The sequence below is a fragment of the Bradyrhizobium sp. UNPF46 genome (genome assembly GCF_006658625.1).
Taxonomy (GTDB): Bacteria; Pseudomonadota; Alphaproteobacteria; order Rhizobiales; family Xanthobacteraceae; genus Bradyrhizobium; species Bradyrhizobium nitroreducens.
Genome location: NZ_LFJB01000059.1, coordinates 75028 through 89076 on the forward strand (window position 1 = coordinate 75028; position 14049 = coordinate 89076).

General features: G+C 65.4%; 14 protein-coding genes. 9 read left to right on the forward strand and 5 right to left on the reverse strand.

The features are described from left to right. Position 1 precedes the first annotated feature (1 nt). From UNPF46_RS23090 to UNPF46_RS37625, 6 genes are all read left to right on the forward strand, one after another. A complete protein-coding gene (locus UNPF46_RS23090) occupies positions 2-871 on the forward strand; it encodes a metal ABC transporter permease (RefSeq protein ID WP_142251539.1) in 870 nt (289 codons plus the stop codon). A gap of 2 nt (positions 872-873) precedes the next feature. Then, positions 874-1737: a metal ABC transporter substrate-binding protein gene (locus UNPF46_RS23095; protein ID WP_142251540.1), complete on the forward strand. Its 864-nt coding sequence runs from the start codon at positions 874-876 to the stop codon at positions 1735-1737. A gap of 55 nt (positions 1738-1792) precedes the next feature. Next, positions 1793-2833: a CobW family GTP-binding protein gene (locus UNPF46_RS23100; RefSeq protein WP_142251541.1), complete on the forward strand. Its 1041-nt coding sequence runs from the start codon at positions 1793-1795 to the stop codon at positions 2831-2833. Then, entirely contained in the window at positions 2833-3855 is a 1023-nt protein-coding gene (locus tag UNPF46_RS23105) for a WD40 repeat domain-containing protein (protein WP_181770069.1), read from the forward strand. Before UNPF46_RS23100 ends, UNPF46_RS23105 begins: the two co-directional genes overlap by 1 nt. 30 nt (positions 3856-3885) lie before the next feature. Next, positions 3886-4602: an MgtC/SapB family protein gene (locus UNPF46_RS23110; protein ID WP_142251543.1), complete on the forward strand. Its 717-nt coding sequence runs from the start codon at positions 3886-3888 to the stop codon at positions 4600-4602. A 101-nt stretch (positions 4603-4703) separates the two neighbouring features. Beyond that, positions 4704-5036 carry a hypothetical protein gene (locus tag UNPF46_RS37625; protein ID WP_181770071.1) on the forward strand — a complete coding sequence of 111 codons (333 nt, stop codon included), beginning with the start codon at positions 4704-4706 and terminating at the stop codon, positions 5034-5036. Between the two features lie 128 nt (positions 5037-5164). Here the strand turns inward: UNPF46_RS37625 and UNPF46_RS23120 are convergent, their stop codons facing one another. The 5 genes from UNPF46_RS23120 to UNPF46_RS23145 form a co-directional block, all read right to left on the reverse strand. Next, the gene (locus UNPF46_RS23120; protein WP_142251545.1) at positions 5165-6607 is read right to left on the reverse strand and encodes a homospermidine synthase; all 1443 of its coding nucleotides are present in this window, start codon (positions 6605-6607) and stop codon (positions 5165-5167) included. A 45-nt stretch (positions 6608-6652) separates the two neighbouring features. Continuing rightward, positions 6653-7042 (reverse strand): RidA family protein, encoded by a 390-nt coding sequence (locus tag UNPF46_RS23125; protein ID WP_142251552.1) that lies wholly within the window; start codon positions 7040-7042, stop codon positions 6653-6655. Between the two features lie 147 nt (positions 7043-7189). Continuing rightward, complete coding sequence (locus UNPF46_RS23130; protein WP_142251546.1) at positions 7190-7777, reverse strand: GNAT family N-acetyltransferase; 588 nt, start codon at positions 7775-7777, stop codon at positions 7190-7192. A 134-nt stretch (positions 7778-7911) separates the two neighbouring features. Further along, positions 7912-9054: a type III PLP-dependent enzyme gene (locus tag UNPF46_RS23135; RefSeq protein ID WP_100175946.1), complete on the reverse strand. Its 1143-nt coding sequence runs from the start codon at positions 9052-9054 to the stop codon at positions 7912-7914. A gap of 672 nt (positions 9055-9726) precedes the next feature. Next, positions 9727-9981 (reverse strand): hypothetical protein, encoded by a 255-nt coding sequence (locus UNPF46_RS23145; protein WP_100175945.1) that lies wholly within the window; start codon positions 9979-9981, stop codon positions 9727-9729. A 139-nt stretch (positions 9982-10120) separates the two neighbouring features. Here UNPF46_RS23145 and UNPF46_RS23150 point away from each other — a divergent pair, with 139 nt between their 5' ends. The 3 genes from UNPF46_RS23150 to UNPF46_RS23160 are packed head-to-tail and all read left to right on the forward strand — an operon-like array spanning position 10121 to position 13967. Next, entirely contained in the window at positions 10121-12202 is a 2082-nt protein-coding gene (locus tag UNPF46_RS23150) for a M3 family metallopeptidase (protein ID WP_142251547.1), read from the forward strand. Then, entirely contained in the window at positions 12202-12843 is a 642-nt protein-coding gene (locus tag UNPF46_RS23155; protein ID WP_246668716.1) for a DUF1007 family protein, read from the forward strand. Before UNPF46_RS23150 ends, UNPF46_RS23155 begins: the two co-directional genes overlap by 1 nt. Continuing rightward, positions 12840-13967: a nickel/cobalt transporter gene (locus UNPF46_RS23160; protein ID WP_181770070.1), complete on the forward strand. Its 1128-nt coding sequence runs from the start codon at positions 12840-12842 to the stop codon at positions 13965-13967. The genes UNPF46_RS23155 and UNPF46_RS23160 overlap by 4 nt, the downstream gene beginning before the upstream one ends. The last annotated feature ends 82 nt before the right edge of the window (positions 13968-14049 follow it).

A 14049-nucleotide genomic window follows, 5' to 3' on the forward strand; every position in this document is an offset into this window, starting at 1 on the left:
GATGGCCTATGACGCGCTGATCGGCCCGTTCACCGAATTCGAGTTCATGCGGCGCGCGCTCGCCGCCGTGATCGCGCTGTCGCTCGCGGGCGCGCCGATCGGCGTGTTCCTGATGCTGCGGCGGATGAGCCTCGTCGGCGACGCCATGGCGCATGCGATCCTGCCGGGCGCTGCGGTCGGCTTCCTGCTCTCAGGCCTCAATCTGTTCGCGATGACGGCCGGCGGTCTCATCGCCGGCTTTGCGGTCGCGATCCTCGCCGGCGTGGTGGCGCGCTCGACCGGCCTGAAGGAGGACGCTTCGCTCGCGACCTTCTACCTGGCCTCGCTGGCGCTCGGCGTCACCATCGTCTCGATCAAGGGCACCAATATCGATCTGCTGCACGTGCTGTTCGGCAACATCCTCGCGATGGACGACCAGACGCTGCTGGTGGTCGCCTTCAACGCCACCGTGACGCTGCTGGTGCTCGCGGTGATCTATCGCCCGCTGGTGATCGAGAGCGTCGATCCCCTGTTTCTGCGCACGGTCAGCCGCGCCGGAGGACCCGCGCATCTCGCCTTCCTCGCGCTTGTCGTGATCAACCTCGTCAACGGCTTTCAGGCCCTCGGCACGCTGCTCGCGGTCGGGCTGATGATCCTGCCGGCGGGCATCGCCCGGTTCTGGTCGCGCGATCTCACTACGATGATCTGCATCGCGGTGGTCGCCGCCGCGGTTTCGGGCTATGCCGGCCTCGTGCTGTCGTTCCAGACCCGCGTGCCCTCGGGCCCCGCGATCATCCTGGTGGCGACGATGATCTACATCGTCTCGGTGCTGTTCGGCCGTGTCGGCGGTGTGGTCAGGCAGCTGTTTCCCGGCCGGCATCTGGAAGCGTGACGATGCGGCGGCTCCTGCTTTGCGTGCTCCTGCTGATCGCCTCGCCACTGCACGCGGCCGAGCGGCTCAATGTGGTCGCGAGCTTCTCGATCCTCGGCGATTTCGTCCGCAACGTCGGCGGCGACCGGGTCAACGTCACGACGCTGGTCGGCCCCGACAGCGACGTTCACGTCTATACGCCGGCGCCTGGCGATGCAAAGCGGGTCGCGGAGGCGAAGCTCGTCGTCGTCAACGGGCTCGGTCTCGAAGGCTGGCTGCCGCGCCTCGTGCAATCCTCCGGCAGCAAGGCGACAGTCGTCACCGCGAGCGCTGGCATCACGCCGTTGAAGCTCGGTTCGGCCGCAGACCCTCACGCCTGGCAGTCCGTCCCCAACGCCAAGATTTACGCGACCGATATTGCCAATGCGCTGGCCGTGGCCGCCCCGGATGATGCGGAGTACTTCCGGGCCCAGGCAAAAGCCTATCTGGAAAAGCTCGAAACGCTCGACCGCGAGGTCCGCGAGGCCGTGGCCAGGATCCCGTCGGACCGGCGGAAGGTGATCTCGACCCATGACGCCTTCGGCTATTTTTCCGCCGAGTACGGTATCCGGTTCATCGCCCCCCTGGGCGTCTCCACCGAAACCGAGCCGAGCGCGCGGGACATCGCTTCCATCATCGGCCAGATCAAGGCCCAAAAAATCCCGGCCGTATTCCTGGAGAATATCAGCGACGACCGGCTGATCCGGCGGATCGCAGCAGAGACCGGCTCAAAAGTCGGCGGGACCCTGATTTCGGACGGTTTGACCGGCGAAAAGGGGCTTGCACCCACTTACATTGACATGGTCAGGCACAATATAAAGGCCCTGACCAGCGCGCTTGACCATTAGGGCAGGGGGCCACCCCGCCTCGCGTCGCGCGGAAAAGCCCGAAGTCGGAGTTGTTATGTCTGAGACCTCCCAGAAAATTCCCGTGACCGTCCTGACCGGCTATCTCGGCGCCGGCAAGACCACGCTCTTGAACCGCATCCTGTCGGAAAACCACGGCAAGAAATACGCCGTCATCGTCAACGAGTTCGGCGAGATCGGCATCGACAACGACCTCATCATCGGCGCCGACGAGGAAGTGTTCGAGATGAACAACGGCTGCATCTGCTGCACGGTGCGCGGCGACCTCGTGCGCATCATGGACGGGTTGATGAAGCGCAAGGGCAAGTTCGACGCCATCATCGTCGAGACCACGGGCCTTGCCGATCCCGCGCCGGTCGCCCAGACCTTCTTCGTCGACGAGGACGTGCAGAAGAACGCGCGGCTCGACGCGGTCGTTACGGTGGCCGACGCCAAATGGCTGTCCGACCGGCTCAAGGACGCGCCCGAGGCCAAGAACCAGATCGCCTTTGCCGACGTCATCGTTCTCAACAAGACCGATCTCGTGAGCAAGGGCGAGCTCGCCGAGGTCGAGGCCCGCATCCGCGCCATCAACCCCTATGCCAAGCTGCATCGTACCGAGCGCTGCTCGGTGGCCCTGGCCGATGTGCTGGACCGCGGCGCGTTCGACCTCGACCGCATCCTCGAGGTCGAGCCGGACTTTCTGGCGGCCGACGATCATGACCACGACCATGATCATCACCACCACGGCCACGATCATCACCATGATCACGGCCACGGCCTGAAGCACTATCACGACGAGGACATGCAGTCGCTGTCGCTCAAGACCGACAAGCCGCTCGATCCCAACGTGTTCATGCCCTGGCTCCAGAATCTGGTGCAGGTCGAGGGCGGCAAGATCCTCCGCTCCAAGGGCATCCTCGCCTTCCACGACGACGACGACCGCTACGTCTTCCAGGGCGTCCACATGATGCTGGAGGGCAACCACCAGCGGAAGTGGAAGGAGGGCGAGAAGCGCGAGAGCCGCCTCGTCTTCATCGGCCGCGAATTGCCGGAAGAGGCGATCCGCAAGGGTTTTGAGAGCTGCATCGTCTCGTGATGAAAGAGTTTACGCCCGCCCCCGATTCCGCCTCGATCGTCTCCGTCACCGACCGCGTCAAGCCTGTTGCGCTCGGCATGGGCGTGACGTCGGTACACTTCCTGGGCGACCGCGCCGCTTTCGTCGGCGGCGAGGAGAAAGTCGCCTTCGTCGATGCCAAGGGTGAGATCACCCATGTCGCCGTTCACAGCGGCGGCATTCTCTCCACGGCCTCCGACGGCAAACGCATCCTGATGGGCGGCGACGACGGCAAGGTCGTCTCGCTCGATGCCAAGGGCGAGGTGACGCTGCTCGCCACCGATCCCAAGCGGCGCTGGATCGACGCGGTGGCGCTGCAGGCCGACGGCGGCGCGTTCGCCTGGTCCGCCGGCAAGACCGCGACGGTCAAGAGTGGCAAGGCCGAGGAGAAGTCGCTCGAGGTGCCCTCGACCGTCGGCGGGCTTGCTTTCGCGCCGAAGGGCCTGCGGCTTGCGATCGCGCATTACAACGGCGCGACGCTGTGGTTTCCGAACATGGAAGGGTCAGCCGAATTCCTGCCCTGGGCCGGCTCGCATCACGCCGTCACCTTCAGCCCCGACAACAAATTCCTGGTCACCGCGATGCACGAGCCGGCGCTGCACGGCTGGCGGCTCGCCGACAACAGGCACATGCGCATGACCGGCTATCCCGGCCGCGTCCGCTCGATGTCCTGGAGCGCGGGCGGCAAGGGCTTGGCGACCTCGGGCGCCGACACGGTCATCATATGGCCGTTCGGCAGCAAGGACGGCCCGATGGGCAAGGAGCCCGCGATGCTCGCGCCGCTGCAGGCGCGCGTTTCGGTCGTCGCCTGCCATCCCAAGAACGACATCCTGGCCGCCGGCTACAGCGACGGCACCGTGCTGATGGTGCGGCTGGAGGACGGCGCCGAGATCCTGGTCCGCCGCAACGGCACGCCCCCTGTCGCCGCGATCGGCTGGAATGCGAAGGGCACGCTGCTGGCTTTCGCCGACGAAAATGGGGATGGCGGCCTGCTCGAGCTTTGATCTGTCATGGTTCCGGCCGTATAGGGGACCATGCGATTTCTAACGACCTTCCAACTGGGCGATTTCGCCGACACGCTCATCAGCCTGACCACGGCCTTCGTGCTGGGCACGCTGATCGGCGCCGAGCGACAATACCGCCAGCGCACCGCGGGCCTGCGCACCAACGTGCTGGTCGCCGTGGGAGCTGCGGCCTTCGTCGACCTCGCCATGCAGCTGGACAATGCCGAGGGCGCGGTGCGGGTGATCGCCTATGTCGTCTCCGGCATCGGCTTCTTGGGAGCCGGCGTCATCATGAAGCAGGGCATGGACGTGCGCGGGCTCAACACGGCCGCCACGCTGTGGGCCTCGGCTGCGGTCGGCTCCTGCGCCGGCGCCGATATGATCGCGCAGGCGGCCGCGCTGACCGTCTTCGTCATCGCCGGCAACACCATGCTGCGCCCGCTGGTCAACGCCATCAACCGCATCCCGCTGAACGAGAAGGCGCTCGAGGCAACCTATTACTTCAAGCTTGCGGTCGCGACCGACGCGCTGCCCGACATGCGCGATCGGCTCGTCGAAAAGTTGGAGGCCGCGAAATATCCGGTGGCCGATATTGAAGTGGTTGAGATCGGCGAGGACGTTCTGGAGATCGTCGCAAAGCTGGTCGCGACCGCAGTCGATCCGAACGAGCTGAACGCGGTGGCAACCGATCTTCAGCACCTGCCGGGCGTGCGCCACGCCACTTGGGAAGTCAGCACCTCGGACTGAGCGCGGCGTTTTGGCGCGCGAACGGGCGGTTCCCGCTTCGGCTGCTGCGGAACCGCGGCCCGGCGACTTCGTTGATTCCGCGGACAGACGCGGTGACCGACATGACCGTCAACGACAAGCGCAGACTGAAGCTCGACCTGACCATTGCCGCCTCGCTGTTCGCAGCAGGACTTGTGGTCTCGGTAATGTCGCTCGCCCAGATCCGCGCCGAAAGCCGGATGCAGCTGGCGCAGGCGACGCCGCCGCTTCAGGGCACGCCGTCCGACGATCAGAACAAGCCCGCGGAAGCCAAGCCTGGCGGCGACCGCCCGACCACGCCGGCTCCTGAGCCCGCTCGGCCCGATCCGCAGACCCAGGGTGCGGCGACTGCAGTCCAACCGGCACTGCCTCCGGCCCCAGCGGAGAAGATCGCCCCGCCGATCAAGGAGAAGTAGGTTTCTCCGTCATTCCGGGGCGCGCGAAGCGCGAACCCGGAATCCATTCTTCCGCACGTATTGCCGCCCGATGGATTCCGGGCTCGACGCTACGCGTCGCCCCGGAATGACGAGCGGAGAGGCGTCCCTCACCGCACCAGCACATTCCTGAACTGCCAGGGATCGCTGGTGTCGATATCCTCGGGGAACAGTCCCGGCCGATCCGTCAGCGGCGTCCAGTCGGTGTAATAGCCTTTCACCGGGCCCAGATACGGCAGCTGGATTTCCAGCAGGCGCTCGAAATCCATCTCGTCGGCTTCGACGATGCCTTCGTTCGGGTTTTCCAGTGCCCATACCATGCCGCCGAGCACGGCGGAGGTCACCTGCAGGGCGGTGGCGTTCTGGTAGGGCGCGAGTTCGCGGGTCTCTTCGATGGAGAGCTGAGAGCCGTACCAGTACGCATTGTTGTCGTGGCCGAACAGCAGCACGCCGAGCTCGTCGATGCCGTCGACGATTTCGTCCTCTTCGAGAATGTGGTGCTTTTCCTGCATCTTGCCGGCGCGGCCGAACAGCTCATGCAGCGACAGCACGGCGTCGTCGGCCGGATGATAGGCGTAGTGGCAGGTCGGCCGGTAGATCGCGTTGCCCGAAGCGTCACGCACCGTGAAGTAATCGGCGATCGAGATCGACTCATTGTGGGTGACCAGGAAGCCGTATTGCGCGCCGCGGGTCGGGCACCAAGTGCGCACGCGCGTGTTGGCGCCAGGCTGCATCAGATAGATGGCAGCGCCGCAGCCGGCTTCGTGGCTATGCGCATTCTCGGGCATCCATTTCTCATGGGTGCCCCAGCCGAGCTCCGACGGTTGCATCCCCTCCGACAGGAAACCTTCCACCGACCAGGTGTTGACGAAGACGTCGGGCTCTTTCGGCTTCTTGGAGCGCTGGGTGTCGCGCTCGGCGATGTGGATGCCCTTGATGCCGGCCTGCCGCATCAAATCCGCCCATTCGGCTCTCGTCTTCGGCTTGGGGGCATTGAGCTTCAGGTCGGCGGCGACGTTGAGCAGCGCCTGCTTGACGAAGAAGGAGACCATGCCGGGATTGGCGCCGCAGCAGGAGACGGCCGTGGTCGAGCCCGCCGGCCGCGCTTTCTTGGCGGCCAGCGTCACTTCGCGCAGGGCGTAGTTGGAGCGCGCTTCCGGGCCCTTCGAGGAATCGAAATAGAATCCGAGCCAGGGCTCGTTGACGGTGTCGATATAGAGCGCGCCGAGCTCGTTGCAGAGCTCCATGATGTCGGTCGAGCCGGTGTCGACCGAAAGATTGACGCAAAAGCCCTGGCCGCCGCCCTCGGTGAGCAGCGGGGTCAGCAACTCCCGGTAATTGTCCCTGGTCACGGCCTTCTGGATGAAGCGCACATTGTGCTTCTCGCAATGCGCCTTGCGGCCCTCGTCCTTGGGATCGATCACGGTGACGCGCGACTTGTCGTAGTCGAGGTGCCGCTCGATCAGCGGCAGCGTGCCTTTGCCGATGGAGCCGAAGCCGACCATGACGATGGGACCGGTGATCTTCGCGTAGATCTGCGAGGGAGGGCTCATGGGATGGTTTCTCCGGAACGTGCTGGCAGGCAAAGGGTGGGTGGATCAGGCGCCGCGGCGCTTGGCGGTGACTTCGATCTCGACCTTCATCTCGGGCTTGGCGAGGGCGCTGACGACCAGCAAGGTCGCGGCCGGCCTGATGTCGCCGAGAACCTCGCCGCAGACGGCGAAGTGGGCGTCGATGTAACTCGTATCGGTGACGTAATAGGTCGCACGGACGATGTCGGCCATCTCGAATCCGCCCTCCTTCAGGGCGGCCGCGATGGTCTTGAAGCAGTTGCGTGACTGGCTCGTGACGTCGGCCGGCATGGTCATCGTGGTGTAGTCATAGCCGGTGGTTCCCGCGACGAAGGCGAACTCGCCGTCGATCACGGCGCGGCTGTAGCCGACGGTCTTCTCGAGCGGGGAGCCGGTGGAAATCAGGCGACGGGACATGGTCATGGGCCTCGACTGAAGGGGAATTTCGTGGGGTTAAAGGGCGTTTCCGGCGCCTGCGCAACCCCCAAGGAACGGGCTTGGCGCAGGCGCGCGACCGGGTGTTGCCGCTTAACGCGGCCGGGTCTTCGCTACGAAGGCGATCCCTTAGGCCGCGTGCGCTTGGAGGGGACGAACTACCCTCCGTTTGGACAGGGCCGCACCGGTTGGGACGATCATCCCCTCGACGCCATCGAGCGCGCCGTCTGTGAACTCGATCGCCAGCAGGCGGTCGCGCTCGAACGGGCCGGGCAGCATCAGTGTGCCGGTCTTCTCCGCCGAGAAGCCGAACCGGGCGTAATAGGGGGCATCGCCGAGCAGGATGACGGCGCCATGCCCGCGCGCCCGGGCGGCGGCCAGCGCTTGTTGCATCAGCGCGGCGCCGATCCCGAGCTCGCGGCAGGCAGGGTCCACTGCCAGTGGTCCGAGGACCAGGGCGGGCCTGCCTCCGGCGCTGACGTGCCACAGCCGCACGGTTCCCACGAGCTTGCGCTCGCGCACGGCCGACAGGGCAAGGCCTGCGGCCGGCGCGCGTCCGTCGCGCAGGCGCTGGCAGGTGCGGCCATGGCGGTCCTCGCCAAAGCTGGCATCCAGCAGCGCTTCACGGGCGACGGCGTCGGCAGCACGTTCCGCACGGATCACGAACGGAGCGGCTTTCGAGGTGAGGGCGATCTGTGGCTTCCGAAAAGCAGTCATGGCGCATCAGTCCCCGCTTGAACCGGCGTGCGCGAGGCACGCCTGTTCAAGGCGTCGTCAGACATCGAGATGTTGGGAAGGGAGCCGGCAAGCCGGCTCCCGGGTTCGTCAGGCCTCTGGAAACGAGAGGCGGATCAGATGTGGTAGGTCTTCAGCGGCGGGATGCCGTTGAAGGCCACCGACGAGTAGGTCGACGTGTAGGCCCCGGTGCCTTCGATCAGAACCTTGTCACCGATCTCCAGCGTCACGGGAAGCGGATACGGGTTCTTCTCGTACAGCACGTCGGCGCTGTCGCAGGTCGGGCCGGCGAGCACGCACGGGGTCATGTCCGCGCCGTCGTGACGGGTGCGGATGGCGTAACGGATCGACTCGTCCATGGTCTCGGCGAGACCGCCGAACTTGCCGATGTCCAGGTACACCCAGCGCACCTCGTCCTCGTCGCTCTTCTTCGAGATGAGCACGACCTCGGATTCGATGATGCCGGCATTGCCCACCATGCCGCGGCCCGGCTCGATGATGGTCTCCGGGATCTGGTTGCCGAAGTGCTTGCGCAGCGCGCGGAAGATCGAGCGGCCGTAGGTCACGACCGGCGGCACGTCCTTCAGGTACTTGGTCGGAAAGCCGCCGCCCATGTTGACCATGGTCAGGTTGATGCCGCGCTCGGCGCAGTCGCGGAACACCTGCGAGGCCATCGCCAGCGCACGGTCCCACGCCTTCACCTTGCGCTGCTGCGAGCCGACATGGAACGAGATGCCGCACGGCTCCAGCCGGAGGCGCTTGGCGAGGTCGAGCACCTCGACCGCCATCTCCGGGTCGCAGCCGAACTTGCGCGACAGCGGCCATTCGGCGCCGGCGCAGTCATAGAGGATGCGGCAGAACACCTTCGCGCCGGGAGCGGCACGGGCGACCTTCTCGACCTCGGCGGCGCAGTCGACCGCGAACAGCCGGATGCCGAGCGCGAAGGCGCGCGCGATGTCGCGCTCCTTCTTGATCGTGTTGCCGAAGGAGATGCGGTCGGGCGTCGCACCGGCGGCCAGCGCCATCTCGATCTCGGCGACGGTCGCGGTGTCGAAGCAGGAGCCCATGGACGCCAGCAGCGCCAGCACTTCCGGCGCCGGGTTCGCCTTCACGGCATAGAACACGCGGCTGTCGGGCAGCGCCTTGGCGAAGCTCTGATAATTGTCGCGCACGACCTCGAGGTCGACGACGAGGCAAGGCTCGGTGTCGAGGCCATCCTGGCGGCGGTTGCGCAGGAATTCCTGGATACGTTCGGTCATGGCACTCTCCCAAACGGCCCAGCGACGGGCCCGTTCAAAACATGACGTCGGATAAGAGTGCTCTGGCCGGATCGCGCGATGGAGGCGCGACGAAGCCACAAGACTCAAACCAGACTGTGCTGCCGTGGATTGGTTGGGAGTGTTCCCGCCCGCACACCTGGCAATGAAGGACAAGCCTTTTCAGTAGCCCGCGCCGGCGTTGGAATGCCGGTAGAGACCAAAAAAGCCCGATCCGTCGTTGCTTTAAGTCGCGTCCCCCGTTGAGAGCGGGGTGCGCCGGTTCGCCTCCGGCTGCCAGTCACGGTTGCAAAGAGTGAAGTCACCTTCGACATGGCATCTCTTGAGAGAGATGCTGGACGCTCCGGGTTTGCTTCCTCGTTCGACCTCTCGGTCTCGCGACTTCCGCACTTCCGAAGAGCCCCTCGGCTTCTTCACCCCTTGGCGGCTGTCCGGCCTCTTGTCCGGATACCTACCGACTGACACACGACCACAGGCACGTGCGAAATTGGGCAAGAGCGCACATAAGCGTTTTGACTCTGCTTCGCAAGAATTTTTTTAGGCTGCGAACAGAATTGCCTAACATCTGCTTGCGCAGTGTTGCGCGAGCGACGCGGAAGATGAACGGGCGTTAAGTTTTTGAGCCCAGTGCGCGCGTCACGCGCGCGAGCAACTTCAGCCGCGCTTCGTGAAAGGCTCGACGCGCTGAGCCGCGCGGATGAACGCGGTCATCACGAGCACGCCGAGCGCGAACAGCACGGCCTGCAGGATGTGCGTGCCCTGATCGCCGAGCCCGAACAGGATCGCGAGCGCCCAGCCGCCGGCGAACGCCGCGCCGAACACCTCTGCGCCGATCAGGATGGCGGCGCTGATGACGGTGATGACGCTGGGCCAGACGATCCGGCGGGAGGACGTGGAAGACGCGTTCATGAGCTCTGGGGTCCGTGGTCTATCGAGGGCCGCAATCTCCCCGAAAAGGCGGCCGGGAGCAAGGCCAAATGGCTCAAAAAAGCCCCATCGCGTGCTATAGCTGGCCGCAACAATCGACCCATGAAAATCGGGACTTGTGATGTCAGAACCCCGCCGAACTACGGACTCCGAGGCCAATCCGCTGCTGAAGGCCTGGGTGACGCCGTTTGCCGCCCCGCCCTTCGACGAGATCAAGCCGGAGCACTTCCTCCCGGCCTTCGAGCAGGCCTTCGCCGACCACTCCGCCGAGATCGCGGCGATCACCAATGATCCGGCTGCGCCCGACTTCGCCAACACGGTCACGGCGCTGGAGCGCTCCGGCAAGCTCTTGAGCAAGGTCGCGGCGGTGTTCTACGACCTCGTTTCGGCGCATTCCAACACGGCCATCCTGGAGATCGACAAGGAGATCTCCTTGCGGATGGCGCGGCACTGGAATCCGATCATGATGAATGCCGTGCTGTTTGGTCGCATCGCCCAGCTGCACGAGGACCGCGCCAATCTCGGTCTTTCGCCCGAGCAGCTTCGCCTGCTGGAGCGCACCTACACCCGCTTCCACCGCGCCGGCGCCGGCCTCTCCGAGCAGGCCAAGACACGGATGGCCGAGATCAACGAGCGGCTGGCCCAGCTCGGCACCGGCTTCAGCCATCATCTGCTCGGCGACGAGCAGGAATGGTTCATGGAGCTTGGCGAGGCCGACCGCCAGGGCCTGCCGGATAGCTTCGTCGCCAGCGCCAAGGCTGCGGCGGAAGAGCGCGGCATGGCAGGCAAGGCCATCGTCACGCTGTCGCGCTCCTCGGTCGAGCAGTTCCTGAAGAGCTCGGCGCGGCGTGACCTGCGCGAGAAGGTCTACAAGGCCTTCATCGCGCGCGGCGACAACGGCAACGCCAACGACAACAACGGAACCATCGTCGAGGTCCTGAAGCTGCGTGAGGAGAGCGCCAATCTCCTGGGCTATCCGACCTACGCCGCCTACCGGCTCGAGGATTCCATGGCCAAGACGCCGGAGGCGGTGCGGAGCCTGCTGGAGCGGGTCTGGAAGCCGGCGCGCGCCCGGGCGCTCGCCGACCGCGACGAGATGCAGGCGCTGATCACGACAGAAGGCGGCAATTTCAAGCTCGCTCCCTGGGACTGGCGCTTCTACGCCGAAAAGCTGCGGCTTCAGCGCGCCAATTTCGACGATTCCGCGATCAAGCCGTATCTGTCGCTCGACAACATGATCGCTGCCGCCTTCGACTGCGCCACGCGCCTGTTCGGCGTCACCTTCGAGGAGCGCAAGGACGTTCCGGTCTGGCACCCCGACGTCCGGGTCTGGGAGATGAAGGACAGGGACGGCAAGCATAAGGCGCTGTTCTATGGCGACTACTTCGCCCGGCCGTCGAAGCGCTCCGGCGCCTGGATGACCTCGCTGCGCGACCAGCAGAAGCTCGACGGCGACGTCGCGCCGCTCGTTCTCAACATCTGCAATTTCGCCAAGGGGGCCGATGGCGAGCCCTCGCTGCTGTCGCCCGACGATGCCCGCACCCTGTTCCACGAGTTTGGCCACGGCCTGCACGGCATGCTCTCGAACGTGACCTATCCCTCGCTGTCGGGCACCTCCGTGTTCACCGATTTCGTCGAGCTGCCATCGCAGCTCTACGAGCACTGGCAGGAGCGCCCCGAGGTGCTGCAGAAGTTCGCCCGTCACTACCAGACCGGCGAGCCGCTGCCGGACGATCTGCTGCAACGGTTCCTGGCCGCGCGAAAATTCAACCAGGGCTTTGCCACGGTCGAATTCGTCTCCTCGGCGCTGGTCGACCTCGAATTCCACACCCAGCCGGCCGCCGCCGCGCAGGATGTCCGCGCCTTCGAGCGACGCGAGCTCGAGAAGATCGGCATGCCCGAGGAGATCGCGCTGCGTCACCGTCCGACCCAGTTCGGTCACATCTTCACCGGCGACCATTATGCGGCCGGTTATTACAGCTACATGTGGTCCGAGGTGATGGACGCCGACGCCTTCGGCGCGTTCGAGGAGGCCGGCAACATCTTCGATCCCGCCGTCGCCAAGCGCCTGCACGACGACATCTATTCGAGCGGCGGCTCGGTCGATCCGGAGGCCGCCTATGAGGCCTTCCGCGGTCGTCCTCCGGAGCCCGACGCACTGCTGCGCCGGCGCGGTTTGCTCGACGACACCAAGGCGGCCTGATGGACACGATGCGCCGCCTGTTTGGACTGCTGCTGGCCGCCAGTCTCATGCTCGCAGCGGGCGCGGCGAGCGCGCATCCGCATGTCTGGATCACCGCGACCAGCGAGCTGCTCTACGCCGCCGATGGCAGCATCACCGGCGTGCGCCACGCCTGGACCTTCGACGACATGTTCTCGGCCTATGCGGTGCAGGGGCTCGAGAGCAAGACCAAGGGCACCTATACCCGCGAGGAGCTCGGGCCGCTGGCGCAGACCAATGTCGAGTCGCTGAAGGAATACGCCTACTTCACCTTTGCGCGAGCCGACGGCAAGAAGGAGCGATTCCAGGAGCCGGTCGACTATTTCCTCGACTACAAGGACACGGTGCTGACCCTGCACTTCACGCTGCCGCTGAAGAACCCGGTCAAGCCCAAGCAACTGGTGCTCGAAGTGTTCGACCGTTCCTTCTTCATCGACTTCCAGATGGCCAAGGACAATCCGGTCAAGCTGGTCGGCGCGCCCGCCGGCTGCCAGATGAAGCTGGACCGGCCGAACGACGGCTCGGCCACGGCCCAGAAGCTCAACGAGCAGACCTTCCTGAACGGCGAGAACTCGAATTTCGGCATGATGTTCGCCAACAAGATCACGGTGGATTGCCCTTGACGCCAAAGCTCTCCCCGCTCGCGCGCGGGCTTGTGGCCTGCGCCGCCGTTCTCTTCATCATCGGTGTGGCCGATGCCGCGCTTCACGATGTCTTCGCGCAGAATCCGTTCGGCGCGCCGAAGCAGGCGCAAGCGCCCGAGCCCGAGGCCAGCGGGATCATCGGCTGGCTCCTGGCAAAACAGTCGGAATTCTATCGCCAGATGTCGGCGACTATCCGCGCCGCGAAGTCCGACGGCTCGGCGGTGTGGACATTGCTGTTCATCTCGTTTGCCTACGGCATCTTCCATGCCGCCGGTCCCGGCCACGGCAAGGCGGTGATCGCCTCCTATCTCGTCGCCAACCGCGAGACCGCGCGGCGCGGCATCGCGCTGTCGTTTGCGTCCGCGCTGATGCAGTCGCTGGTGGCGATCCTGATCGTCGGCATCTCGGCCTGGATCCTGAATGCGACCGCCAAGACCATGTGCAAGGCGGAAGGGGTGATCGAGATCGCGAGCTACGCCCTGATTGCGCTGTTCGGGCTGCGGCTGGTCTGGGTCAAGGGCCGCACGTTCATCCGCGCGCTGCAGGCGGTCCAGCCGGTGCCGGCGATCGCCGGCGTGCCGCACCATCATGATCATCACCATCATCATGATGCCCACGATCATCATGGCCATGATCACCATCAGCACGATCACGGTCATGACCACGCGCACGCCCATGCCCATACCCACCACGGACACGACCACGTCCATGACGAGCATTGCGGCCATTCCCACGGTCCCACGCCGAGCGAGCTCGCCGGACCCGGCGGCTGGCGGCGCGGCTTCGCCGCGATCCTCACCGTCGGCATCCGCCCCTGCTCGGGCGCCATCCTGGTGCTGGTGTTCGCGCTCGCCCAGGGCCTGTTCTGGGCCGGCATTGCCGCGACCTTCCTGATGGGGCTCGGCACCGCGATCACGGTCGCGGCCATCGCGGTCGTCGCCGTTTCCGCCAAGGACATCGCCGCTCGCCTCAGCGCCGGGCGCGACGGTGGCGGTGCGCTGTTCATGCGCGGCATCGAATTCGCGGCGGCCGCCGTCGTGCTGCTGTTCGGCACAGGCCTGTTGCTCGGCTACATCGCGGCCGAGCGGACGACGTGTTTCTAGAGCGTTTTCGAGCGAAGTGGACACCGGTTCGCGTGAAGAAAACGCGTCAAAACAACAATCTAGAGCTTCGGTTCTGATTCAA